Below are 23,247 nucleotides of genomic sequence, written 5' to 3'. Positions count from 1 at the left end.
AGAAACGCGCGCCGAACTGAATGTTTCACGGACTAGGCACTTATCCTAGTCCGTCGAACTTTGGGAATCCGCAACCTTCCCGCAAAGATCGGCCGCCTTTAGCCTCGCGACTTGCTTTCAATCACGAGACGTTAATGCGTCGGTCATCCGATTTTGGCGGCCTTGTTTGGGCCGTTTCCTATTGCATTGCTGCTTGCTTGTCGCGCGCACGCGTGGCCGTGCCGTCGGGGGCGGCGCCATGAGCGCGAACCGCACCGCCGCGCTGCTCATCCACGGCCTCGGCGGCACGCGGTTCGACCTTGGCTCGCTGCACAAAACGCTGAAACGCGGAGGGATCGACACGCACTCGCTCACGCTGCCGGGCCACGGCGGCCGGCCGCACGATCTCGTCGGCGTGCGCGCAGAGGATTGGCTCGACGCCGTGCGCAAGACGTATCGCGAGGTCTCGCAGGAATACGAGACGGTGCATGTCATCGGCATGTGCATGGGCGCGTTGCTCGCGATCGCGCTGTGCGCGGCGGAAGAGCACCGGCGCGGCAAGCTGATCGCGCTCGCCCCGCCGGTTTTCCTCGACGGCTGGGCGACGCCGTGGTACGCGGCCGCGCGTCATGCGCTCTACCGTGTGCCGTTGCTGCCCGCGCGGATGCGTATCGCCGAAGACGAGCCCTATGGCGTCAAGAACGCGCTGGTGCGCTCGGTCGTGAAGGCAAAGTTCGAACGCGGCGACAATTTCCACTACCGCTGGGTGCCGCTCGCGTGTCTGCGCGAAGTGGACCGCCTGCGCCGCAAGGTGAAGCGTTCAGCGCACGCGATCGGCTGCGCCACGCTCGTCATGCATGCGCGCGAGGACGAACTGACGAGCCTGCGCTCGGCGACCTTCCTGCGCGAGCGCATCGGCGATTCGGAACTCGTGGTGCTGGAGAACAGCTATCACCTGATTTGCGTCGATAACGACCGCGACGTCGTCAAGCGCAACGTGTTGCAGTTTCTGGATCTCGCGTAGATCGCTCAAAGAACGAACGGCCCGCGCGGGCCGTTCTCTTTGACGGCGCCTCAATCCCGCGCCATGCCCGATGCGCCGTGGCTCAGCCAGTCGAGCACGGCGGCGGCGTCATCGTCGCCGGATTGACGCGCCTTCGCGACCGCCTCGCTGATCTTCGCGCCCGGCTTCGGCGCCGCGCGGCGGATCGCCACGCCGACCGCGAGGATGTCGATGATCACGAGATGCAGAATGCGCGAGATCATCGAAAGCTGCGACTCGCGGATCTCGATGTGATCCGTCTCGAGCGCCACGGTCGCGCGCTTGGCGAGCGGCGTGTTGCTCGACGTGATCGCGATAACCGTCGCGCCCTGCTGCATCGCCACTTCGAGCACGCGCAGCAGTTCCGGCGCGCGCCCCGACTTCGACACCGCCACGATCACGTCGCCCTTGCCGAGCAGCGCGGCGGAGGCCGCCTGCATGTACAGGTCGCCGTAAGCGATCGTCGGGATACCGAAGCGGAAGAACTTGTAATGCGCGTCCTGCGCGACGATGTTCGAATTGCCGAGCCCGTAGAACTCGATGCGCCGCGCGCCGTTGAGAATATCGATCGCGCGCTCGACGTTCTCGAAATTCAGATGCTCGCGCAACTGCAGGATCGCGGACACGGTGTTGTCCAGCACTTTCGCGCCGAAGTCGGTAGCCGTGTCGCCCAGATGCACCTGACTGTGGCTCACCGGAATCGTGCCCGTCAGACCGGTCGCGAGCTTCAGCTTGAAGTCGGACAAGCCCTGACAGCCGAGCGAGCGGCAAAAGCGGATCACGGTCGGCTGGCTCACGTCGGCCTTGCGCGCGATGTCGATGATCGGATCGTTGATGATCGAGCGCGGATGATTCAGCGCGAGATCCGCGACGCGCCGCTCGGCGGGCGTCAACGCGTCGCGCATCTGCCGAATGCGCTCGAACACCGCCGACGAGCCGCTGTTCGCGCGGTTCGACAACTGCTCCGACAGAATCGCGGACACGCCGAGAAACGCCGGATATTCCGCCGTGATGATGTACGTCGGAATGCCCGACAAATACTGCTGAAAGCGCCCTTTCGCCTCGAAGCGCTCGCGAAACGGCGACTTGTGGAACAGTTCGCCGAGCTTGAGCACGATGCCGCCGCCGATATAAATGCCGCCCAGCGCGCCCAGCGTCACCGCGATATTGCCCGCGAACGTGCCGAGAATCGCGCAGAAGCAGTTCACGGTTTCGAGCGCGAGCGCTTCGCCTTGCAGTGCGCGGTGCGTCACGTCGGCGGCGGTGAAATCGTCCGCGACGGAGACTTTGTCGCGTTCGGCCAAAGCTCGATAGATCAGCTCCAGCCCCTGCCCCGCGCACACGCGCTCGAACGAGACGTGCGGAAACTTGCGGCGCGCGAAGCGCATCACGAGGTCTTCGCGCTCGTCGAACGGCGAGAACGTGGCGTGACCGCCTTCGCTGCCGAGCGCGATCCAGCGGTCATCGGCGGGAATGAGACCCGAGACGCCCAGGCCCGTGCCCGGTCCGAGCAGGCCGATCACGCTGTTCTGCCGACGCGCGCCGCCGCCGATCTGCTCGCGCTGCGCATCGGTCAGGCCGGGCAGCGCCATCGCGAGCGCGGTGAAATCGTTGACGACGAGCAGCGTATCGAAGCCGAGCGCGCGGCGCGTCGCCTCGATCGAGAAGCTCCAGTCGTGATTGGTCATCTTCACGTGATCGCCGTCGACCGGATTGGCGATGGCGATCGCCGCGTGATTCACGCGCCCGACCTTGGTGTCCTTCAGATACTGCTGCATCACCTCCGCGATGCCGGGGTAGTCGGCGCCCGGATAGACACGGATCTGCCCGATCTCGCCGGGCGCCGTTTCCAGCGCGAAACGCGCGTTGGTGCCGCCGATGTCGGCGAGTAGCCTCGGTCCGTCGGCGTGCTGAGCCGCTGCCTTATGCACACCAGTAGACATCGAGCTTCACTCCTTGAGCGTGGGCCAGCGTCGAGATGGCGTTCTTCTGCGGCGCGGCGAGCGCCGCGTTCAGGACGTCGAGTTTCTTCTGCCCGGCGATGAACAGATACAACTGCCCGATCTGCTGCATCGCCGACATCGACAGGCTCACGCGCGCATGCGGCGCCGCGCCCGGATGCACGGCGACGAAGCGCTCAGGCGTCGAGATCGCGACATCCCACTCGGGCGCATCGGCGAAGATCGAGGCCGTGTGGCCGTCCTCGCCCATGCCGAGCACGGCGACATCCGGCAGACGGCGGCGGGGATCGGCGTTCAGTGCGGCGATGTGCGCTTCGAGCGGGATGGCCGTATCGACGAGCGGCAGAAAATAGGCCGACGCGGCCGCGTTCTGGAGCAGCGTCTCGCGCGCGAAGGTCGCGTTGCTGGCCGGATCGGTCTCGGGCACCCAGCGATCGTCGACGAGCGTCACGTCGATATGCGCCCAGTCGAGCGGCGCGCGCGAAAGCGTCTGCAAGAACGGCTTCGGGCTCGATCCGCCCGATACCGCGAGCGTGGCGTGCGCAGTTTGTCCCGTGGCGCCGGCCGAAGCCGCGCCCCTTGCCGCGAGGGTCGCCTTCAGCGCGTCGCCCACGGCTTTGGCGAGCGCGTCCGCGTGGGCCCGCGGATCGTCGAATGTACGAAGCTCGATCACTTGCTCCTCCTGCTTGTTCTGGTTTATCGATCCGCCATGCGTTCGCACCATCGCGACGATGGGCGAAGCGGAGTCCTGCATTCCCGTTCGGGCGGCGTCGGGCTCACGCCGTCAATTCTCCTCTTCGAGCCAGCACGTGCCCGCCTGCGCGAGCATCGCGCTCGACGCCGCCGGGCCCCACGTGCCGGCCGCGTACGGCTTCGGCCGGGTCGTCGACGACGCCCACGCGTTCAGAATCGGCTCGACCCAGCGCCATGCCGCTTCCTGCTCGTCGCGCCGCACGAATAGCGCGAGCCGCCCGTTGATCACATCGAGCAGCAGGCGCTGATACGCCTCCATCTGTCCTTCCTTGAAGAACTGATCGAACGCGAGATCCAGATGCACGCTCGCGAGATTCATGCCCTCGCCGGGCTGCTTCGCCAGGCAATAGAGACGAATCGACTCGTTGGGCTGCAGCCGGATCACGAGCCGGTTCGCGCCGGCGCGCAACGGCATGGACCCGAGCGACGAGTGCGGCACCGCGCGGAAATTCACGACGATCTCCGCGACGCGATCCGCGAGCCGCTTGCCCGTGCGCAGGAAAAACGGCACGCCCGCCCAGCGCCAGTTCTCGATCTCGACCTTCAGCGCGACGAAGGTCTCCGTGCCGCTGTCGGGCCGCACGCCCTTCTCTGTCGCGTACGCCGGCACCTGCGTGCCGCGGATCACACCCGCATGATATTGCCCGCGCACCGCGACGCGGCTGATATCGCGCTCGTCGACGGGCTTGAGCGCGCGCAGCACGCGCAGCTTTTCGTCGCGCACGGAGTCGGAATCCATCGAGTGCGGCGGCTCCATCGTCACGATGGAGAGCAATTGCAGCAAATGGTTCTGCACCATGTCGCGCAGCGCGCCCGTATTGTCGTAGAAGTCGCCGCGCGCTTCCACGCCCAATTCTTCCGCGATCGTGATCTGGATGCTCTCGACCCATTCGCGCCGCCACAGCGGCTCGAAGAGCGCATTGCCGAAACGCAGCGCGAGCAGGTTCTGCACCGGCTCCTTGCCGAGATAGTGGTCGATCCGGTAGATCTGCTCTTCCTGGAAAATTTCGCCGACCGCGTCGTTGATCGCGTTCGACGACTTCAGGTCGTAGCCGAGCGGCTTCTCCAGCACGATGCGCGAATCCTGGTTCAGCCCGACATCGGCGAGCCCGCGGCAGATCGGCACGAAAAGCGACGGCCCCGTCGCGAGATAAAAGACGCGCGTGCCGCCGTGGCGGCCCAGCACGTCGCGCAACAGAACGAAGTCTTCCGCGCGGCCGAGGTCGAGTCCGACGTATTCGAAGCGCTCGACGAAGCTGCGCCACGCGGACTCGTCCACGCCGTGCTTCGACACGTGAGGTTTCACGTGATCTTCCACCCAGGCGCGGTATTCGGCTTGCTCCTTGGCTTCGCGCGCGACCGAGACGATCTTGCCCGACGGGTTGAGCATGCCCGCGCGATGGGCCTCGAAGAGCGCGGGAAGAATCTTGCGCATCGAGAGGTCGCCGGTGCCGCCGAAGAGTACGAAGGTGAAGTTCGAGTCGCTGTGCATGTGTCTGAACGTGGGTTCGAGAACCGGATGTGAGTCGAATCGGGGCGCGCCGCCCAAGAAGTTACCGGACGCCCGGCACGCGCCGTAGTCCGATAAAAATTTTTTTGACACTGAATTGTAGTTTAACTACAATCCAAATCAAGAGGAAATGTCGATCTCTGAAAAACGGCCCTTCGTCAACCGGATCAATCCGGGTGATTTGCGGTTTTTTGGATAGACGTTCTGAGCGCATGGTAATGGAGCCAGCGGCTCGCCGCTTTCCCCGGAAAGAGCGCGTGCCGGTTCCCATGCAATCGAGCCTCGCGCCTCGCCGTCGAGCGCGCCCTTCGTGGCGAAGCATGAACGGCCGGGCAAAAATCAAAAGAGGAGACAAGCCGTTGCGATTCAATTCACTCATCGCTTGAGCGCCGTGCGGCCGTACATCGGTCTGCCGGCCCGGCATGCCGCGCTCGCGTGACGTGCGCCTTGCCCGCTTCCCCGCCGACACCGCCGATTTCCGGCCATCCAGCTTTGCCGTTTTTTTGACCACCGCTTTTGACCACCGCTTCTTAGCCATGCTTCTGGCGGCATCGGGAGCCAATCGTTTCTTGATCAGGTGTCTGGAGGAGATTAACAATGAAAGTCCGTAAGCTCATGGGCGCGCTGTGCGCCGCAGGTCTTCTGTGCGGCGCGACGGCGTCGGCGGTTCAGGCTGCCGAAGCCGTTTCCGTGCTGCACTGGTGGACGTCCGGCGGCGAATCCAAGGCAGTCGGCGTGCTCAAGGACGACATGACGAAGCAGGGTTACACCTGGAAGGACTTCGCTGTCGCGGGCGGCGCGGGCGCGGCCGCCATGACCGCGCTGAAGACGCAGGTGATTTCGGGCAATGCGCCGTCGGCGGCGCAGATCAAGGGCCCGCTGATCCAGGAATGGGCCGAGCAAGGCGTGCTCGTGCCGATCGATTCCGTCGCCGGCGACTGGAAAAAGAACCTGCCGCCGGAAATCGACAAGATCATCCACGCCGACGGCCACTATGTCGCCGCGCCCTTCTCGGTGCACCGCGTGAACTGGCTGTACATCAACAAGGCCGCGCTGGATAAGGCCGGCGGCAAGGTGCCGGCCAACTGGAACGAGTTCTTCCAGGTCGCCGACAAGATGAAAGCCGCGGGCATCATGCCGATCGCGATGGGCGGCCAGCCGTGGCAGGACCTGACGCTGTGGGAAGACGTCGTGCTGTCGCAGGGCGCGGACTTCTACAAGAAGGCAATCGTCGATCTGGACCAGAAGACCCTGACCTCGGACAAGATGGTTCAGGTGTTCGACACGGTTCGCAAGATCCAGGGCTACTTCGACAGCGGCCGCACGGGCCGTGACTGGAACCTCGCGACGGCCATGGTCATCAACGGCAAGGCCGGCATGCAGTTCATGGGCGACTGGGCGAAGGGCGAATTCGCCGGCGCGAACAAGAAGGCGGGCACGGACTATATCTGCGCGCCGGTGCCGGGCACGGAAAAGGCCTACACCTTCAACGTCGATTCGTTCGTGTTCTTCCAGCAGAAGGGCCAGAAGGCGGCAACGCCGGGTCAGCTCGCGCTCGCGAAGACCATCATGACGCCGGAATTCCAGGAACAGTTCAGCCTGAACAAAGGCTCGATCCCGGTGCGTCTGGGCGTGTCGATGGATAAATTCGACGACTGCGCGAAGAAGTCCTACGCTGATGAACAAACGGCGATCAAATCGGGCGGCTACGTTCCGTCGCTCGCGCACGGCATGGCGCAGGGCGATGCCGTCGCCGGCGCGATGACCGACGTCGTGACGAAGTTCATGAACTCGTCGCAGGATTCGAAGAGCGCGGTCGCAGCGCTCGCGAACGCCGCCAAGACGAAGTAACGCAGTGTCCGCCCGGCGCGTGCCGGGCGGAAAAACGAGACACCCAGGTAGCGTCGCGCCTTTCAGCGCCAGCAGCCCTTTCGCCACAGACGCGCAAATCAGTGCACCTAAACGCACGAGACGCGCGGGCGCATCTTCCAGGAGTCGAGTCGTGACTGCCTCCATCACCGCGGACAAGAAACCGCAAAATCCGCCCCGTCGCGCTTCACCGACGGCGGCGCTCGCCGATCGCCTGATTCCGAAGCTGGTGCTCGCTCCCAGCGTCTTGATCGCGCTCGTCTTCGTGTATGGCTTCATCGCCATTACCGGGTATCTGTCGCTGTCGGAATCGCGGCTGATGCCGCGCTACGATTTCGCCGGCCTCGACCGGTACCGGCAACTCTTCGCCAACGATGTCTGGTGGACTTCCGCCGCCAACCTCGGCTGGTTCGGCATTCCGTTCATCGGAATTTGCGTGTTCCTCGGCCTCTTCCTCGCGATCCTTCTGGACCAGAAGATCCGCAACGAAGGCGCGTTGCGCGCGATTTTTCTCTACCCGATGGCGCTCTCGTTCATCGTGACCGGCACCGCGTGGCAGTGGATTCTGAACCCCGGCCTCGGTCTGGAGAAAGTTTTTCACGACTGGGGCTGGACGAGCTTCTCGTTCAACTGGCTCGGCGACCCGGACAAGGCGATTTTCTGCGTCGTGATTGCGGCGGTCTGGCAATCGACCGGCTTCGTGATGGCCCTTTTCCTCGCGGGCCTGCGCGGCGTCGATAGCGAAATCTTCAAGGCCGCCCAAGTCGATGGCGCGACCTTGCCGACCATCTACCGCAAGATCGTGATTCCGAGCATGCGCCCGGTGTTCTTCTCCGTACTGCTGATTCTCTGCCACATCACGATCAAGACCTTCGACCTGGTCGTCGCATTGACGGCGGGCGGTCCGGGCACGTCGTCGTCGCTGCCCGCCATCTTCATGTACACGTTCTCGTTCAACCGCGGACAGTTGGGCGTGGGCGCGGCGTCATCGATGATGATGCTCGCCACCGTCGTCGCGGTGCTCGTGCCGCTCATGTATCTCGAATCGAGGAGCACGCGAAATGCAGCCTAAGATGACTTTGAGCCGCGCCGTCATCTACGCGGTGCTGATTCTGTTCGCGCTGTACTTCCTGTTCCCGATCTACGTGATGCTCTCGACGTCGTTCAAGGACCTCGATCAGCTTCGCACGGGCAACCTGCTGACGCCGCCGTCGCACTTCACGTTCGCGCCGTGGGTGAAGGCGTGGCAGGAAGCGTGCACCGGCGTGCGCTGCGACGGCATGCAGCCGTTCTTCATGAACTCCGTGCGCATGGTGATTCCCGCCGTGCTGATCTCGTCGTTCGTCGGCGCGTTCAATGGCTACGTGCTCACGCACTGGCGCTTTCGCGGCGCGGACGCGTTCTTCACGATGCTGCTGGTCGGCTGCTTCATCCCCTTCCAGGCCATTCTTCTGCCGATGGCGCGCCTGCAGGGCTATCTCGGCCTGTCGAACACCACGACCGGCCTCGTGCTCGTGCACGTGATCTACGGCATCGCGTTCACCACGATGTTCTTCCGCAATTTCTACGTGAGCATTCCGGCTGAACTGGTGAAGGCGGCGCGTATCGACGGCGCGGGTTTCTTCACCATCTTCACGAAGATCCTGCTGCCCGTCTCGCTGCCGATTTTCATGGTGTGCCTGATCTGGCAATTCACGCAGATCTGGAACGACTTCCTGTTCGGGATCGTGTTTTCGGGCGTCGATTCGATGCCGATCACGGTCGCGCTGAACAACCTCGTGAACACATCGACGGGCGTGAAGGAATACAACGTGGACATGGCGGGCGCGATTATCGCCGCATTGCCGACGATTCTCGTCTACATGATCGCCGGACGTTATTTCGTGCGCGGGCTGACGGCCGGCGCGGTGAAGGGTTAATCGGACATCGTTCGACAGAGATATAGAGGATTCACATGGCAAGCCTTTCCATCCGTGACGTGTACAAGACCTACCCGAACGGGGTGCCGGTTCTCAAGGGCGTCAACATCGACATCGAGGACGGTCAGTTCCTGATCCTCGTCGGCGGCTCGGGCTGCGGCAAATCGACCCTGCTGAACATGATCGCCGGGCTCGAAACCGTGACCAAGGGCGACATCATGATCGACGGCAAGACGGTCAACGACCTCTCGCCGAAGGACCGCGATATCGCGATGGTGTTCCAGTCCTACGCGCTCTACCCTTCGATGAGCGTGCGCGACAACATTTCGTTCGGCCTCAACATCCGCAAGGTGCCGAAGGACGAGCAGAAGAAGATCGTCGATCGCGTGTCGGAGACGCTGCAGATTGGCCATCTGCTGGATCGCAAGCCGGGGCAGCTTTCCGGCGGCCAGCGTCAGCGCGTGGCGATGGGCCGTGCACTCGCGCGCGATCCGGTGATGTTCCTGTTCGACGAGCCTTTGTCGAACCTCGACGCGAAGTTGCGCATCGAGATGCGTTCCGAGATCAAGCTGCTGCATCAGCGCCTGGGCACGACGATCGTCTACGTGACGCACGATCAGATCGAAGCGATGACGCTCGGCGACCGCATTGCGGTCATGAAGGACGGCATCGTGCAGCAGTTCGGCGCGCCGCAGGAGATTTACGATTCGCCGTCGAATCTGTTCGTGGCAGGCTTCATCGGCGCGCCGCCGATGAACTTCATCACCGGCAAGCTGGTCGAGTCGGGCTCGGGCATCGGCTTGCAGCTCGATACGGGCGTCGCGCAGAAGGTGCTGAATCTACCGTTCGATGCATCGAAGCTGCGCGGCAAGATCGGGCAGGACGTGATCCTCGGCCTGCGTCCGGAACGCATCACCGATTCGCGTTCGGCGCACGACGTGTCCGATGCGAGCCTGCAACCAGTCGATGTGCGCGTCGACGTGATCGAGCCGACCGGCCCGGACACGCTCGTGTTCGCGCAGGTGAACGGCAAGCGCATCGTGTCGCGCGTGCATCCGGCGTCGAACCCGAAGCCGACCTCGGACATGACGCTGCTGTTCGATGTGTCGAAGGCGGTGCTGTTCGATCCGCAGACGGAGGAAAGGCTGGCTTGAGGGTGTTTTTTGGTTGATGTTGAGAGCCGCGCTTCGCGCGGCTCTTTTCGTTTGAGGCTGACGTTTTCAGACGCAGCGTTCTCATATTTCGGATTACTTCGTATCGCAATTAACTCGTGATCGTCGATAAGATTGGCCGCAGTCGCCTGCCGGCGAATCATCATTGACAATGCCGGCTGGCGCAGTCGCCTCTGGTTGTCACTTGACAACCAGACTAGCCATGAATAGACTGAACTGCCGATGAAACGACCGCATGCGAAGAAAGAGATCGAGGCCGCCCTGCTCTACGCCGAAGCGAACGGGTGGGTCGTCGAGCCCAAGAAAGGTAACGGGCACGCGTGGGGACGAATGTATTGCCCGTATAACGATGCGGAATGTCGTTGCGGAGAATTCTGCATCACAAGCATCTGGAGCACGCCTCGCAATGCGGTGAATCACGCGAACGACTTGAAGCGAGTCGTTGACAACTGCTCTACCCGCAAAAAATGCACTGCACGATGAGGCGCACGAACATCTCATGGAATACGAATTCACGCTCAAGTACCGCTTGTCGGCAGAAGACTGCGACCATGAGCAACTCCTCGAACGGCTCGCGGAATCCGGATGCGATGACGCAACGATCGGAATCGGTCAGCCCGGACGCATCGCACTCGCCTTCAGGCGCGAGCGGCGCAACGCCAGGAACGCCATCTTCTCCGCGCTCAAGAACGTAAAGCAGGCCATTCCCACCGCGCGCCTGATCGAAGCGGGTCCGGACTTCGTCGGACTCACGGACGTCGCCGAAGTAACGGGTATGACCCGTCAGAACATGCGCAAGCTGATGCTCGCGAACGCGATGGAATTTCCAGCGCCGATTCACGAAGGCAATCCGTCCGTCTGGCATCTGTCCGACATTCTCGCGTGGCTGAACGATCGTGGCGGCTATCGCGTCGATACGCACCTTCTCGATGTGTCCAAAACAGCGAAACAGGTCAATCTGGTGAAGGAAGCTCGGGATGTCGAGCCACGAATGACTCAGGAACTGGAGCGGCTGGTCGCCTAGACCGGCGCGATGCAGGCGTGCCCACATGTGCCATTACAGGCACAATCCTCGTTCTGCATCTCGAACGACCAAAGCCGCATGACTCTCCTCTCCTCGCATCCCGAACTCGCGTGGCCCGCAGCGAGCGGCGCCGATCCCTTCATCGGCCTCGAATCCCTCGACGACGCCCGCGCCCAAGCCTGGGTCGACGCCCAGAACCGCCGCACCGAAGCCGCGTTCGGCGCGACGCCCGAAGCGCGCGCGCTCGCCGGGAAGCTCGAAAAAGCGTACACGTCGAAGGACCGCATCGTCGCCTGCTCGCGCTATGGCGACTGGGCTTACAACACATGGCAGGACGAGGCGCATCCGCTCGGCATCGTGCGCCGCACGCCGTGGGCGTCCTGGCTCGCGGGCGCGACCGAATGGGAAACGATCCTCGATGTCGACGCGCTCGATCTCAACACGCGCGCCGATGACGACACGCGCTGGGCGCTCGCCGATTTCGACATGCTCTACCCCGATTACGACCGGGCGCTCGTGAGCCTCTCGCCGGGCGGCTCGGATGCGGTGATCGTGCGCGAGTTCGACATCGCATCGAAGGCCTTCGTCGCAGACGGCTTCGCGCTACCCGATGTCGGCAAGCACGATATTTCGTGGATCGATTGCGATACGGTCTACGTCGGCTGGGACGACAGCAAAACGAACCCGCGCCCCGCGCTGACGACCTCGGGCTTTCCGCGCCAGTCGCGTCGATGGAAGCGCGGCACGCCGCTCAGCAGTGCGCCCGTCGTGTTCGAAGGCGAGCGGCGCGACGTGTCGGCGGGCGTCGACTACGATCCGATCGAAAAGCTGCATCTCGCGTCGCGCGCCGTGACGTTCTACGACACGCTCAACTATTGGCTCGACGAAACCGCCAACGCATGGCGTCAGTACGATCTGCCCGCGCATGTGGAAATCGAGCACTGGAACGGCTGGCTCTTCGTTACACCGCGCAAGTTCTGGAACGCGGGCGGCCGCCGCCACGCGCCCGGCACGCTCACGGTCATCCGGCGCGATGCGTTCCTCGCAGGCTCGCGCCATTTCACCACGCTGTTTGCGCCGTCCGAGCGGCTCGTGCTCGCGGGCATCGACTTCACGAAACAATTCCTCATCGTCTCGCAGATGGACGACGGCACGCCGCGCGTCACGCTCATGCGCGCGCCATCGCAGGAAAGCGGCGAATGGGAAGCGCGCGAATTCGCGCTGCCGGACGCGAGCCAGTCGTGGGTCGATTCGATCGACAGCGAGCGCGACGATACCGTGCTCATCCACGTCGAGCACTTTCTGACGCCGCCGTCGCTGCATCATGCCGATCTGTCGAGCGACGCGCCGTGGCAACTGCTCGCGCGCCTGCCCGCGCAGTTCGACGCGGCGGGTCTCGCCGCCGTGCGCCGCCACGCGTTCGCGCCGGATGGCGAGCGCATTCCGTACTGGCTGATCGGCAAAGATGTCGAGACCGCGACGCACGCGCGCCCGTGCCTGCTTTACGGGTACGGCGGCTTCGAGGTCGCGCTCGATCCGCAGTACGACGCGACCACCGGCATCGCGTGGCTCGAGCGCGGCGGGCTCTACGCGGTCGCCAATATTCGCGGCGGCGGCGAGTTCGGGCCGGCGTGGCATCAGGCGGCGTTGCGTGAAAACCGGCAGATTGCGTTCGACGATTTCATCGCGGTCGCGCAGGCGCTGGTCGATACCGGCGTCACCACGCCGAAGCAACTCGCGATTCGCGGCGGCAGCAACGGCGGCCTGCTCACGGGCGCATGCATGGTGCAGCGCCCCGACCTGTTCGGCGCGGTGCTCGCCGAAGTGCCGCTCTTCGATATGGCGCGCTTTCACTTGCTGCTGCAAGGCGCATCGTGGATCGATGAATACGGCGATCCGGACGACGCCGACGATCTGCGTCATCTGCTAGCGTATTCGCCGTATCAGAACGTGAAGGCGAAGGTGGCGTATCCGCCGGCGCTCTTCACGTCATCGACGAGCGACGACCGCGTGCATCCCGGCCACGCGCGCAAGATGACCGCGAAAATGCAGGCGCAAGGCCACGAGGCGGTCTGGTATCAGGAAACCGGTGAAGGCGGACACGGCGCGGGCGTGGAGCCGGAAGCCGTCGCGCAGGCGGAAGCGGCGGCCTTCACGTTCCTCGCGGCGACCATCGGCCCGCTCGGTTGATTCCGTCATTCGCGCGGCGAAACAGAGCATTTCCCGGAAAAGACAGGTGTCCGGTCTCGATTCAAATTCCGTCGATACAGCGGCGCATCGCCGCTGCATATAGTGACGACATACCGAATCGACCCGGACTGATCAGAAGCGCCTTTGACCAGACACCTGACCGTCCATTCCAAGGAACATGCCTATCGCCACTGAAACCGAACCGGCCCGAAAGCACCTTTGACCAGACGCGAAGGGACCAGCAAAAAAACGACGCTCGACCCGGAATGCACCTTTGACCAGGCACCACCGATCACGAGATTCAAAACAGTTCGACCTTTTGGCCTCGCCTCCGCGCGAGGCTTTTTTTCGTCCCGAGCCGATGCGAGAAGCAGCGCCCGCAGGCGCGCTCACACCTTCACCGGCGCCGCATGCGAGCGCAGCACCAGCGTGCGGCCCGCGAACGTCAGCACGCCGCACACGCCGATCACCACGCCCATGCCGTGCGGCGAGACATCGTGAAACAACCCAATCGCGACGCTCGCGAGCGCGCCGAGCGCAAGCTGCATCGCGCCGAACACGGCGGCGGCCGCGCCCGCGTTCTTCGGATAGCGATGCATCAGTTCCGTCGTGCAGTTCGCCGAAAGCAGACCGACCACGCCGACGACGAAAAAGAGCGTCGCGACGATCGACCACAGCCCGCCCCATCCGGTCAGCGAAACGAGCGCGACCGCGAGCGCCGCCGCGACGCTCACGAACGACGCGGCCGAGATCATCTTCATCGCGCCGACGCGCCCGACGAACCGCGTGTTCAGCACATTCCCCGCGATGATGCCGACGATATTCAGCCCGAACAGCAGCCCGTAGTACTGCGGCTTGACGTGGAAGTAATCGATATAGACGAAAGGCGTCGCGGTGATATACGCGAACATCGACGCGAACGCCATGCCGCCGCACATCATGTGGCCCCAGGTGACGGGATCGGTCAGCAGGTGCCCGTACGCCGCGAACGATTTGCCCACCGCCGCGCTCGCGCGCTTTTCTTTCGGCCACGTCTCGGGAACGCGCAGATAGGCGGTCACGGCGCAGGTCACGCCGAAGAGCGTCAGCGCGACGAACACCACGCGCCAGCCGCCCAGCAGCAGAAGCTGCCCGCCGATGAGCGGCGCGAGCAACGGTCCGATCGACGTGACGATGGAAAGCATCGACAGCACGCGGGCGGCGTCGCCCGGCTCGTGGGCGTCGCGAGCAATCGCGCGCGCCAGCACCGAGGCCGCGCCCGCGCCGAGCGCCTGCAGGAAGCGCACGAGGACAAGCGCGTCGATGGACAACGCCGCCGCGCAGCCGATGCTCGCGAGCGCGTACAACGCGATGCCGCCAAGCAGCACGGGCCGCCGGCCGTAGGCGTCGGAGAGCGGGCCGTAGAGCAGCATGCCGAACGAGAAGCCGAACATGAAGCTCGTGAGCGTGCTTTGCGCGGCGGCCGGGCTCGTGCCGAACGATGCGGCAAGCGCCGGCAGGCTCGGCAGATACATGTCGATCGACAGCGGGCCGCACGCGGCAAGGGCGCCGAGCAACAGGATCAGACGGGCATCGGGCCGGCGCCGGGGGGTGTCGGACATGGGTTCGCGGGAGGGGGAGTGTCGAGGTCACGCAGCCTTTCGGCAGCGTAAGGAGCAATCATTGTACGCGACGCCTCGTCGCGATCCGGCCCTGTGCGGCACGTTGCGCTAAGCTCTTCGCTCTTCTTCACCCGTCTCATCGAACCGATGACCGCCTTTCTGCTGATCTGGAGCCCCAAAAAGTGGCCGTGGCCCGAGTTGCCCGATTTCGCGCGGCGTGTCGCGGCGGGCGAAGCGGTCGCCGACGTCTGGGGCTGCGGCACCGCGCGCGGGCTGATGCCGGGCGATCGCGTGTTCGTGCATCGCGTGTCGCAGGAACCGAAGGGCGTATTCGCGTCGGGCTGGGTGACGCGCGCGCCCTACGAAGTGCCCGATGCCGGCAGCAAGCGCGGCTATCGGCTGTGCATCGATTTCGTGTACGACTTTCTGGCCGATGCGCACGAAAAAGTCGTCGTCACGCGCGACGAACTGCGGGCGCATCCGTTCTCGGTGCAGACATGGGACGCGCAAATGTCCGGCACGCTCATCAAGCCGATGGCGGAAGGCGCGCTGGAAAAGCTCTGGACCGAACGCACCGGGCGGCGGCCATCGCGGGCCTAGACGCCTGAAACGACACGGCCCGTTCGCATCGACTCCGGTACAATTTCAGCATCGTTTTCGCGTCGGCCCGCGCGCCTTGCGCGCTGCGTTCCTCGCCGCTTTCGCGTCCGGCCGCCTCCCGCGACTCCCGCATCCACTTTCAGCGCAGGCTTTCTCCATGTCCAAGAATCAAGCTCTCTTCGAACGCGCCCAGCGAACCATTCCTGGCGGCGTGAACTCGCCGGTGCGGGCGTTCCGCTCGGTCGGCGGCACGCCGCGTTTCATCGAGCGCGCAGAGGGGCCGTACCTCTGGGACGCCGAGGGCAAGCGCTACATCGACTACATCGGCTCGTGGGGCCCGATGATCCTCGGCCACGTGCATCCCGAAGTGCTCGACGCCGTCCAGCGCGTGCTCGCGAACGGCTTCTCGTTCGGCGCGCCGACCGAAGCCGAAATCGAAATCGCCGAGGAAATCTGCAAGCTCGTGCCGTCGATCGAACAGGTGCGCATGGTGTCGTCCGGCACCGAAGCGACCATGAGCGCACTGCGTCTCGCGCGCGGCTTCACCAACCGCAGCCGTATCATCAAGTTCGAGGGCTGCTATCACGGTCATGCGGACAGCCTGCTCGTGAAGGCCGGCTCCGGCCTGCTCACGTTCGGCAATCCGACTTCCGCGGGCGTGCCCGCCGATATCGCGAAGCACACGACCGTGCTCGAATACAACAACGTCGAGCAACTGAACGAAGCGTTCGCGGCGTTCGGCGCGGAAATCGCCTCGGTGATCGTCGAGCCGGTCGCGGGCAACATGAACCTCGTGCGCGCGACGCCCGAGTTCCTGAATGCGCTGCGCGAGCGCTGCAACGAGTACGGCGCGGTCCTGATTTTCGACGAAGTCATGTGCGGCTTTCGCGTCGCGCTCGGCGGCGCGCAGCAGGTCTACGGCATCAAGCCGGATCTCACCTGCCTCGGCAAGGTCATCGGCGGCGGCATGCCGGCGGCGGCCTTCGGCGGACGGCGCGACATCATGGCGCATCTCGCGCCGCTCGGCGGCGTCTATCAGGCGGGCACGCTGTCGGGCAATCCGATCGCGGTGGCCGCGGGTCTCAAGACATTACAGTTGATCCAGCGCCCCGGCTTCTACGAGGAGCTGGCAAAACAAACGCGCAAGCTCGTCGATGGCCTCGCGAACGCCGCCCGCGACGCCAAAGTGCCCTTCTCCGCCGATTCCATCGGCGGCATGTTCGGCCTCTACTTCATGAACGACGTGCCGGGCAGCTTCGCGCAGATCCAGCAAGGCGACACGAAGCGCTTCAACGCGTTCTTCCACGCGATGCTCGACGCCGGTGTGTACTTCGCGCCGTCCGCGTTCGAAGCGGGCTTTGTGTCGAGCGCGCACGACGACGCCGTCATCGACGCGACCCTCGACGCGGCGCGCGGCGCATTCGCGTCGCTCGCGGCCTGACGCTTTCCGGGCCGCGCCGATGTTCTCGCAAACCGACTTCACCCACATGGAGCGCGCGCTCGCGCTCGCCTCGAAGGGCATGTACACGACGACGCCGAATCCGCGCGTCGGCTGCGTGCTCGTCAAGAACGGCGAAGTGATCGGCATGGGCTTTACGCAGCCGGCCGGTCAGGATCATGCCGAAGTGCAGGCGCTGAAAGACGCCCGTTCGCGCGGCAAGGACCCGCGCGGCGCGACGGCGTACGTGTCGCTCGAACCGTGCAGCCACTTCGGGCGCACGCCGCCGTGCACGCATGCGCTGATCGATGCGCGCGTCGAGAAAGTCATCGCCGCGATGGAAGATCCGAATCCGGCCGTGTCCGGCCGCGGTCTCGCGATGCTGCGCGACGCGGGCATCGATGTGCGCTGCGGCCTGCTCGCGAACGAGGCGCAGGAAATGAACATCGGCTTCGTGTCGCGCATGACGCGCCGCCGTCCGTGGGTGCGCATGAAGGTCGCGGCGACGCTCGACGGCCGCACCGGCCTGCCTTCGGGCGAAAGCCAGTGGATCACGGGCGAAGACGCGCGCGCCGATGGCCACGCGTGGCGCGCCCGCGCCTGCGCGATCCTGACGGGCATCGGCACGGTGCGCGAGGACGATCCGCAACTGACCGTGCGCGCGGTGGACACGCCGCGTCAGCCGCAGCGCGTGTTGATCGACAGCCGTCTGGACGTGCCGCTCCACGCGCGCATCCTCGACGGCGCGCCGCCGTGGATTTTCCACGCAGCCGACGCCGAACCCGCGCGCATCGACGCGCTGCGCGAAAAAGGCGCGGAGCCGATCGAGCTTTCGAACGAGCACGGCAAGGTCGATCTGCCCGCCATGCTCACGGCGCTCGCGGATCGCGGCATCAACGAATTGCACGTCGAAGCGGGCCACAAGCTGAACGGCTCGCTGTTGCGCGAGGGCTGCGTCGACGAACTGCTGGTCTATCTCGCGCCGAGCCTGCTCGGCAGCGCGCCCGGCATGTTCGACTTCGCGCCGCCCGAAACGCTCGATGCGCGGCCGCATCTGAAGTTTCATCGCATCGACCGGCTCGGCGACGATCTGCGCATTCTCGCGCGCTTCGCAGAGGCGAACGTCGCGAACTGATTACCTACGATTCAAGGAAGCTAGCCGATGTTTACAGGAATTGTCGCGGCGGTGGGCCGCATCGAAAAAGTCACGCCGCTCGGCGCGGAGGAAGCGGGCGTTCGTCTGACGGTCGCGGCGGGCGGCCTCGATCTCGCCGACGTCGAGCTCGGCGACAGCATCGCCATTCAGGGCGCGTGCATGACGGTGATTCAGAAGTCCGCTGACGCCTTCGACGTCGACGTGTCGCGCGAAAGCCTGAACAAGACCGTCGGTCTCGGCGATGCGGGCGCCAAGGTGAATCTGGAAAAGGCCTTGCGCGCGCACGACCGGCTGGGCGGGCATCTCGTGTCCGGTCACGTGGATGGGCTCGGTGTCGTGTCGAAGTTCGAGCCTGTCGGCGAGTCGCACGAATTGCGCATCGTCGCGCCGAAGGAGATCGGCAAGTATCTGGCCTACAAGGGCTCGGTGACGGTGAACGGCGTGAGTCTCACGGTGAACTCGGTCAGCGACCGCGCCGATGGCTGCGAATTCTCCATCAACCTGATTCCGCATACCGTCGAAGTGACGACGCTCAACGCTCTGTCGAAAGGCGCGAAGGTCAATCTGGAGATCGATCTGATCGCGCGGTATGTCGAGCGGATGATGAGCGCGGGGTAACGAGGTTGCTGCCGATGCGATGTCAGCGCTCGGCTCCCCACAGGTATTCGAAGTCGAACGACACTTCCTTGCTGTGACGGATCGACACGAGATAGATCGTGTCGTCCGTCAGCAAATAAAGCAGAACATAGTCGTCGAAAATATACTCGCGCAGCTCCGGCGCGCTGCTCGCAACGACCGTGGCCTCGACGATCTGCTCATACGCCAGTAGCGCGTGAACCGTGTCGGGGTTCGTATTCAGCACGCGCCGGCCGATTGCGGGAAACCTGCGCAACAGCGGCAGCGCCCGGTCGTGAAGCGATTCGACCAGCAGATCAAAGGCCTGCAGACGGCCGGTTCGATCGCAGTGCCGCTCGATATCCGTGAGCCGCGTGTCGAAACAGCCCATGATGCGCACGGAAAAGCGCTTTCGTTCATCATTCACGGTCCGCGCCTCCGCCTTCTTCGCGCCCTGCCTTCAAACGCGCCCTCAGGCGTTTGAAATAGTCGTCGGCATCTTCGTGTCGCCCGGTCTTGAGATCGTCCAGGCCTGCGAGGGCATCTTGCAGCAGCAACATGTGGATTCGATTGCGTTCCATTCGGTAGTACATCTCGAGCTTCTCCGTGCTGATCAGCGCGGCGCAGCTCTCTCCATTTTTCGTGATGATTTTTTCAGTCCCGCCGCGCACCTCGTCGACGAGTTCGGAGAGATTGGCGCGCGCCTGCGACAGCGGGATGATGTCCTTTGCGGTGTAAGCCATGGCCGGCTCCATTCGATTTAATGTACTGAGCATTGTACAAAATTCGCACCTGTTTGAATTGAGATGACGCCAGTGTCGCAGTACCGCTGCTACGGCGCCATTCGTCCGAATGGGTTAGGAAAACTCCACTGGAGAAACGCCGCCGATTTCAACGACTGTCCATCGGCCGTGGCGTAAAATACGCGCTTTCCCCAAACCGGACCCCGCACGGGACGTCACCATGTCGCTCGCCTCCACTCCTGAGATCATCGCTGAACTGAAAGCCGGCCGGATGGTGATCCTCGTCGACGAAGAAGACCGCGAGAATGAAGGCGATCTCGTCATCGCCGCCGAATTCGTCACGCCCGAAGCCATCAACTTCATGGCGAAGCACGGCCGCGGCCTCGTCTGCCTCACGCTCACGCAGGAACGCTGCAGGCAACTGAACCTGCCGCTCATGACGCATCGCAACGGCACGCAGTACGGCACGGCGTTCACGGTGAGCATCGAGGCGGCCGAAGGCGTGACGACCGGCATTTCCGCCGCCGATCGCGCGAAAACCATCGCCGCCGCGGTCGCGCACGACGCGCGCGCCGAACACATCGTGCAGCCCGGCCACGTATTCCCGATCATGGCGCAGCCGGGCGGCGTGCTCGTGCGCGCGGGCCACACCGAAGCCGGCTGCGATTTCACGGCGCTCGCCGGGCTCACGCCCGCCGCGGTGATCTGCGAGATCATCAAGGACGACGGCGAAATGGCGCGTCTGCCGGATCTCATCGAATTCAGCCAGCAGCACGGCATCAAGATCGGCACGATCGCCGACCTGATCCATTACCGCAGCCGCACCGAATCGATCATCGAAAAAGTCTGCGAGCGGACGATGCAGACCGCGCACGGCCCGTTCCGCGCGGTGCTGTATCGCGACGAGCCGACGCGCTCGCCGCACATCGCGCTCGTGCGCGGCACGCCGCGCCCCGACCGCGAAACGCCGGTGCGGGTGCACGAACCGCTGTCGGTGCTCGATCTGCTCGAAATCGATTCCTCGACCCATTCGTGGACCGTCGACGCCGCGATGAAGGAAATCGCCGCGCGCGATCTCGGCGCGATCGTCATGCTCAACTGCGGCGACACGAAGGAACATCTCATCGATGTGTTCCGCGCCTTCGAACAGCAGGACAAGGCTGCCGAACTGAAGCGCCGCCCGATCGACTTCAAGACTTACGGCATCGGCGCGCAGATCCTGCGCGATCTGGGTGTCGGCAAAATGCAGGTGCTCGCGAATCCGCGCAAGCTCGGCAGCATGTCGGGCTACGGGCTCGAAGTGACGGGCTTCGTGCCGATGCCCGGCTGCCCCGCGACGGCCGCGCCCGTCGATTCGGGCAATCCGGGCAATCTGAGCATTACGCAGCTTCGCTCGGCCTGACGCAAAACTATCTGAACCAACGGAAAAAACATTCATGGAAATCGGACAATATCAGCCGAACCTCGACGGCGACGGCCTGCGCATCGGCATCGTGCAGTCGCGCTTTAACGAACCGGTGTGCAACGGCCTCGCCGATGCGTGCATCGAGGAACTGGAACGCCTCGGCGTGATCGGCCAGGACGTGCTGCTCGTCACCGTGCCCGGCGCGCTGGAAATTCCGCTCGCACTGCAAAAGCTCGCCGAATCCGGCCAGTTCGACGCGCTCATCGCGCTCGGCGCCGTCGTGCGCGGCGAGACGTATCACTTCGAACTCGTGTCGAACGAAAGCGGCTCGGGCATCTCGCGTATCGCGCTCGACTTCGGCATTCCGGTGGCCAACGCCGTGCTGACGACCGAGAACGACGAGCAGGCCGTCGCGCGCATGACCGAAAAGGGCCGCGACGCCGCACGCGTGGCGGTCGAAATGGCGAATCTGTCCGTCGCGCTCGAACAGCTCGACGGCGATGAAGAAGACGAAGAAGAAGACGAGGACCGCGCATGAAGAGCGCTCGACGCCGTTCGCGCGAACTCGCGACGCAAGGGCTTTATCAATGGCTGCTGTCGGGTGCGCCCGCCGGCGAAATCGACGCGCAGTTGCGCAGCGCGCAAGGCTTCGACAAGGCCGACCAGGCGCATCTCGATGCGATCCTGCATGGCGTGATCAAGGAGTCCGACGCCTTGTCCGAGCAGTTGCAGCCGTGCTTGGACCGACCGATCGAGCAGTTGTCGCCGGTCGAGCGCGCCGTGCTGCTGGTCGCCGCGTTCGAATTCAAGCATCACATCGACGTGCCGTATCGCGTCGTCATCAATGAAGCGGTCGAACTGACGAAGACCTTCGGCGGCTCGGACGGCTACAAATACGTGAACGGCGTGCTCGACAAGCTCGCCGTCGTCATGCGCCCCACCGAAGCGCAGGCGCGCGGGCGCGGCGCGTGATGAGCGAGAGCGCCGAACCGCTCGTCAGGCTCGCGTCGCGCGTCGGCGCGATCGAGCCTTTCTACGTGATGGAGTTGATGAAAGAGGCTCAGGCGCTCGAACGCGCGGGCCGCGACGTCATCCACATGAGCATCGGCGAGCCGGATTTCACTGCGCCCGAGCCCGTCACCCGCGCCGCCGCCGACGCATTGAAGCGCGGCGTCACGCAGTACACCAACGCGCTCGGCATTCACGCGCTGAGGGAAGCGATCGCGGGGCATTATCGCGATACGTTCGGCCTCACGGTCGATCCGGAGCGCATCGTCGTGACGGCGGGCGCGTCGGCGGCGCTTTTGCTCGCGTGCATGGCGCTCGTCGATAACGGCGACGAAGTGCTGATGCCCGATCCGTGCTATCCGTGCAACCGGCATTTCGTGTCGGCGGCGGATGGCAAGCCGGTGCTCGTCGCAAGCGGCCCGGCCGAGCGTTTTCAACTCACGGCCGAGCACGTCGAGGAACACTGGAACGACAAGACGCGCGGCGTGCTGCTCGCGTCGCCGTCGAACCCGACGGGCACGTCGATCGAACCGGACGAGTTGCGGCGCATCGTCGAGACGGTGCGCGCGCGCGGCGGCTTCACGATCGTCGACGAGATCTATCAGGGCTTGAGCTACGACGCGAAGCCCGTCTCCGCCCTCTCCTTCGGCGACGACGTGGTGACGGTCAACAGCTTCTCGAAGTATTTCAACATGACCGGCTGGCGGCTCGGCTGGCTCGTCGTGCCGCACGCGATGGTGAGCGCGGTCGAGAAGCTGTCGCAGAATCTGTTCATCTGCGCGTCGGCGCTCGCACAGCATGCGGCGCTCGCGTGTTTCGAGCCTGAAACCATCGCGATCTACGAAGCGCGCCGGCTCGAATTCAAGCGGCGGCGCGATTACATCGTGCCGGCGCTGCGCTCGCTCGGCTTTGGCGTGCCGGTCGTGCCCGACGGCGCCTTCTATGTCTACGCCGACACGACCACCGTCCACCACACCGCCGCCGGCAACAGTGATGCACTCACGCACTCGATGCTCCATGACGCGGGCGTCGTGCTCGTGCCCGGCATGGACTTCGGCTTTCACGCGCCGCAGCGCTATATCCGTGTTTCGTATGCCACCGCGTATGCGAAGCTGCAAGAAGCGGTCGATCGGCTCGGCACCTTGTTCCGCCGATGACATAAAAAAGGGCACCGACCGGTGCCCTCAGACTGCTGACAAAGCCCTGGCTCTTGCCAGGGCTTTGTCGTTAAATGAGCGCCATGCTCAAGAAACCGACGCCTA

At 64.4% G+C, this 23,247-nt stretch carries 23 protein-coding genes; 16 read left to right on the top strand and 7 right to left on the bottom strand.

The features are described 5' to 3' along the window. Positions 1-238 precede the first annotated feature (238 nt). Positions 239-1,003 carry an alpha/beta hydrolase gene (locus AWB70_RS03555; protein ID WP_053568095.1) on the top strand — a complete coding sequence of 255 codons (765 nt, stop codon included), beginning with the start codon at positions 239-241 and terminating at the stop codon, positions 1,001-1,003. A gap of 50 nt (positions 1,004-1,053) precedes the next feature. On the opposite strand, the gene AWB70_RS03550 is transcribed toward AWB70_RS03555, so the two are convergent. The 4 genes from AWB70_RS03550 to AWB70_RS38180 form a co-directional block, all read right to left on the bottom strand. After that, entirely contained in the window at positions 1,054-2,964 is a 1,911-nt protein-coding gene (locus AWB70_RS03550; protein ID WP_014190795.1) for a bifunctional transcriptional regulator/glucokinase, read from the bottom strand. After that, entirely contained in the window at positions 2,945-3,655 is a 711-nt protein-coding gene (pgl, locus tag AWB70_RS03545) for a 6-phosphogluconolactonase (protein WP_053568094.1), read from the bottom strand. Before pgl ends, AWB70_RS03550 begins: the two co-directional genes overlap by 20 nt. Before the next feature lie 111 nt (positions 3,656-3,766). Next, positions 3,767-5,227, bottom strand: coding sequence for a glucose-6-phosphate dehydrogenase (zwf, locus tag AWB70_RS03540; RefSeq protein ID WP_014190793.1), 1,461 nt, complete (start codon positions 5,225-5,227; stop codon positions 3,767-3,769). A gap of 61 nt (positions 5,228-5,288) precedes the next feature. Next, entirely contained in the window at positions 5,289-5,783 is a 495-nt protein-coding gene (locus AWB70_RS38180; RefSeq protein ID WP_143281606.1) for a hypothetical protein, read from the bottom strand. Between the two features lie 59 nt (positions 5,784-5,842). Between AWB70_RS38180 and AWB70_RS03535 the strand changes: the two genes are divergently transcribed. The 7 genes from AWB70_RS03535 (at position 5,843) to AWB70_RS03505 (ending at position 13,419) form a co-directional block, all read left to right on the top strand. Then, positions 5,843-7,096, top strand: coding sequence for an ABC transporter substrate-binding protein (locus AWB70_RS03535; protein WP_014190792.1), 1,254 nt, complete (start codon positions 5,843-5,845; stop codon positions 7,094-7,096). Positions 7,097-7,247: 151 nt separating this feature from the next. Continuing rightward, positions 7,248-8,186 (top strand): carbohydrate ABC transporter permease, encoded by a 939-nt coding sequence (locus AWB70_RS03530; protein WP_014190791.1) that lies wholly within the window; start codon positions 7,248-7,250, stop codon positions 8,184-8,186. Beyond that, positions 8,176-9,033: a carbohydrate ABC transporter permease gene (locus AWB70_RS03525; protein ID WP_041730209.1), complete on the top strand. Its 858-nt coding sequence runs from the start codon at positions 8,176-8,178 to the stop codon at positions 9,031-9,033. The genes AWB70_RS03530 and AWB70_RS03525 overlap by 11 nt, the downstream gene beginning before the upstream one ends. 35 nt (positions 9,034-9,068) lie before the next feature. After that, complete coding sequence (locus AWB70_RS03520) at positions 9,069-10,187, top strand: ABC transporter ATP-binding protein (protein WP_014190789.1); 1,119 nt, start codon at positions 9,069-9,071, stop codon at positions 10,185-10,187. A 240-nt stretch (positions 10,188-10,427) separates the two neighbouring features. Then, positions 10,428-10,688 carry a hypothetical protein gene (locus AWB70_RS39160; RefSeq protein ID WP_075644206.1) on the top strand — a complete coding sequence of 87 codons (261 nt, stop codon included), beginning with the start codon at positions 10,428-10,430 and terminating at the stop codon, positions 10,686-10,688. Positions 10,689-10,704: 16 nt separating this feature from the next. Further along, positions 10,705-11,229, top strand: coding sequence for a helix-turn-helix transcriptional regulator (locus AWB70_RS03510; RefSeq protein WP_053567721.1), 525 nt, complete (start codon positions 10,705-10,707; stop codon positions 11,227-11,229). A 78-nt stretch (positions 11,230-11,307) separates the two neighbouring features. Further along, the gene (locus tag AWB70_RS03505) at positions 11,308-13,419 is read left to right on the top strand and encodes a prolyl oligopeptidase family serine peptidase (protein WP_053567720.1); all 2,112 of its coding nucleotides are present in this window, start codon (positions 11,308-11,310) and stop codon (positions 13,417-13,419) included. 389 nt (positions 13,420-13,808) lie between these two features. Here AWB70_RS03505 and AWB70_RS03500 read toward each other — a convergent pair whose 3' ends face one another. Continuing rightward, positions 13,809-15,020, bottom strand: a complete 1,212-nt coding sequence (locus AWB70_RS03500) for a Bcr/CflA family multidrug efflux MFS transporter (protein WP_053567719.1) — start codon at positions 15,018-15,020, stop codon at positions 13,809-13,811. A 147-nt stretch (positions 15,021-15,167) separates the two neighbouring features. Between AWB70_RS03500 and AWB70_RS03495 the strand changes: the two genes are divergently transcribed. The 4 genes from AWB70_RS03495 to AWB70_RS03480 all read left to right on the top strand — a co-directional run bounded on the left by AWB70_RS03495 (position 15,168) and on the right by AWB70_RS03480 (position 18,832). Beyond that, positions 15,168-15,620 carry a hypothetical protein gene (locus AWB70_RS03495; RefSeq protein WP_014190786.1) on the top strand — a complete coding sequence of 151 codons (453 nt, stop codon included), beginning with the start codon at positions 15,168-15,170 and terminating at the stop codon, positions 15,618-15,620. A 157-nt stretch (positions 15,621-15,777) separates the two neighbouring features. Continuing rightward, positions 15,778-17,061 (top strand): glutamate-1-semialdehyde 2,1-aminomutase, encoded by a 1,284-nt coding sequence (gene hemL / locus AWB70_RS03490; RefSeq protein ID WP_053567718.1) that lies wholly within the window; start codon positions 15,778-15,780, stop codon positions 17,059-17,061. Positions 17,062-17,080: 19 nt separating this feature from the next. Further along, entirely contained in the window at positions 17,081-18,193 is a 1,113-nt protein-coding gene (gene ribD / locus AWB70_RS03485) for a bifunctional diaminohydroxyphosphoribosylaminopyrimidine deaminase/5-amino-6-(5-phosphoribosylamino)uracil reductase RibD (RefSeq protein ID WP_014190784.1), read from the top strand. A gap of 27 nt (positions 18,194-18,220) precedes the next feature. Next, complete coding sequence (locus AWB70_RS03480) at positions 18,221-18,832, top strand: riboflavin synthase (RefSeq protein ID WP_053567717.1); 612 nt, start codon at positions 18,221-18,223, stop codon at positions 18,830-18,832. Positions 18,833-18,854: 22 nt separating this feature from the next. Here the strand turns inward: AWB70_RS03480 and AWB70_RS03475 are convergent, their stop codons facing one another. Both AWB70_RS03475 and AWB70_RS03470 read right to left on the bottom strand, forming a co-directional pair. After that, positions 18,855-19,256 (bottom strand): type II toxin-antitoxin system RelE/ParE family toxin, encoded by a 402-nt coding sequence (locus AWB70_RS03475; protein WP_053567716.1) that lies wholly within the window; start codon positions 19,254-19,256, stop codon positions 18,855-18,857. Next, positions 19,249-19,572 carry a type II toxin-antitoxin system Phd/YefM family antitoxin gene (locus AWB70_RS03470; protein ID WP_041730207.1) on the bottom strand — a complete coding sequence of 108 codons (324 nt, stop codon included), beginning with the start codon at positions 19,570-19,572 and terminating at the stop codon, positions 19,249-19,251. The genes AWB70_RS03475 and AWB70_RS03470 overlap by 8 nt, the downstream gene beginning before the upstream one ends. Before the next feature lie 220 nt (positions 19,573-19,792). Here AWB70_RS03470 and ribBA point away from each other — a divergent pair, with 220 nt between their 5' ends. Genes ribBA through AWB70_RS03450 form a run of 4 tightly spaced genes read left to right on the top strand, consistent with a single transcriptional unit; the run spans position 19,793 to position 23,142 of the window. After that, positions 19,793-20,974 carry a bifunctional 3,4-dihydroxy-2-butanone-4-phosphate synthase/GTP cyclohydrolase II gene (ribBA, locus tag AWB70_RS03465; protein WP_053567715.1) on the top strand — a complete coding sequence of 394 codons (1,182 nt, stop codon included), beginning with the start codon at positions 19,793-19,795 and terminating at the stop codon, positions 20,972-20,974. A gap of 34 nt (positions 20,975-21,008) precedes the next feature. Next, complete coding sequence (ribH, locus tag AWB70_RS03460) at positions 21,009-21,515, top strand: 6,7-dimethyl-8-ribityllumazine synthase (RefSeq protein ID WP_014190779.1); 507 nt, start codon at positions 21,009-21,011, stop codon at positions 21,513-21,515. Next, positions 21,512-21,949 (top strand): transcription antitermination factor NusB, encoded by a 438-nt coding sequence (gene nusB / locus AWB70_RS03455; RefSeq protein ID WP_053567714.1) that lies wholly within the window; start codon positions 21,512-21,514, stop codon positions 21,947-21,949. The genes ribH and nusB overlap by 4 nt, the downstream gene beginning before the upstream one ends. Continuing rightward, positions 21,949-23,142, top strand: a complete 1,194-nt coding sequence (locus tag AWB70_RS03450) for a pyridoxal phosphate-dependent aminotransferase (protein ID WP_053567713.1) — start codon at positions 21,949-21,951, stop codon at positions 23,140-23,142. The genes nusB and AWB70_RS03450 overlap by 1 nt, the downstream gene beginning before the upstream one ends. Positions 23,143-23,247 lie beyond the last annotated feature (105 nt).

Origin of the sequence: Caballeronia cordobensis (genome assembly GCF_001544575.2) — a bacterium.
GTDB classification, from domain to species: Bacteria; Pseudomonadota; Gammaproteobacteria; order Burkholderiales; family Burkholderiaceae; genus Caballeronia; species Caballeronia cordobensis.
The sequence above is the reverse complement of the archived record's forward strand: the minus strand, read 5'-3'. Positions and strand labels throughout refer to the sequence as shown.

Excerpts from the sequence above, each read along its gene's own strand:
- ribH (WP_014190779.1), top strand. The coding sequence starts at position 21,009 with ATGGAAATCGGACAATATCAGCCGAACCTCGACGGCGACGGCCTGCGC.
- AWB70_RS03500 (WP_053567719.1), bottom strand. The coding sequence starts at position 15,020 with ATGTCCGACACCCCCCGGCGCCGGCCCGATGCCCGTCTGATCCTGTTG.
- AWB70_RS03525 (WP_041730209.1), top strand. The coding sequence starts at position 8,176 with ATGCAGCCTAAGATGACTTTGAGCCGCGCCGTCATCTACGCGGTGCTG.
- AWB70_RS03510 (WP_053567721.1), top strand. The coding sequence starts at position 10,705 with ATGGAATACGAATTCACGCTCAAGTACCGCTTGTCGGCAGAAGACTGC.
- nusB (WP_053567714.1), top strand. The coding sequence starts at position 21,512 with ATGAAGAGCGCTCGACGCCGTTCGCGCGAACTCGCGACGCAAGGGCTT.
- ribD (WP_014190784.1), top strand. The coding sequence starts at position 17,081 with ATGTTCTCGCAAACCGACTTCACCCACATGGAGCGCGCGCTCGCGCTC.
- AWB70_RS03550 (WP_014190795.1), bottom strand. The coding sequence starts at position 2,964 with ATGTCTACTGGTGTGCATAAGGCAGCGGCTCAGCACGCCGACGGACCG.
- AWB70_RS03480 (WP_053567717.1), top strand. The coding sequence starts at position 18,221 with ATGTTTACAGGAATTGTCGCGGCGGTGGGCCGCATCGAAAAAGTCACG.
- AWB70_RS03505 (WP_053567720.1), top strand. The coding sequence starts at position 11,308 with ATGACTCTCCTCTCCTCGCATCCCGAACTCGCGTGGCCCGCAGCGAGC.
- AWB70_RS03535 (WP_014190792.1), top strand. The coding sequence starts at position 5,843 with ATGAAAGTCCGTAAGCTCATGGGCGCGCTGTGCGCCGCAGGTCTTCTG.
- AWB70_RS03470 (WP_041730207.1), bottom strand. The coding sequence starts at position 19,572 with ATGGCTTACACCGCAAAGGACATCATCCCGCTGTCGCAGGCGCGCGCC.
- AWB70_RS39160 (WP_075644206.1), top strand. The coding sequence starts at position 10,428 with ATGAAACGACCGCATGCGAAGAAAGAGATCGAGGCCGCCCTGCTCTAC.
- AWB70_RS38180 (WP_143281606.1), bottom strand. The coding sequence starts at position 5,783 with ATGGCTAAGAAGCGGTGGTCAAAAGCGGTGGTCAAAAAAACGGCAAAG.
- zwf (WP_014190793.1), bottom strand. The coding sequence starts at position 5,227 with ATGCACAGCGACTCGAACTTCACCTTCGTACTCTTCGGCGGCACCGGC.
- AWB70_RS03520 (WP_014190789.1), top strand. The coding sequence starts at position 9,069 with ATGGCAAGCCTTTCCATCCGTGACGTGTACAAGACCTACCCGAACGGG.
- AWB70_RS03450 (WP_053567713.1), top strand. The coding sequence starts at position 21,949 with ATGAGCGAGAGCGCCGAACCGCTCGTCAGGCTCGCGTCGCGCGTCGGC.
- AWB70_RS03495 (WP_014190786.1), top strand. The coding sequence starts at position 15,168 with ATGACCGCCTTTCTGCTGATCTGGAGCCCCAAAAAGTGGCCGTGGCCC.
- ribBA (WP_053567715.1), top strand. The coding sequence starts at position 19,793 with ATGTCGCTCGCCTCCACTCCTGAGATCATCGCTGAACTGAAAGCCGGC.
- AWB70_RS03555 (WP_053568095.1), top strand. The coding sequence starts at position 239 with ATGAGCGCGAACCGCACCGCCGCGCTGCTCATCCACGGCCTCGGCGGC.
- hemL (WP_053567718.1), top strand. The coding sequence starts at position 15,778 with ATGTCCAAGAATCAAGCTCTCTTCGAACGCGCCCAGCGAACCATTCCT.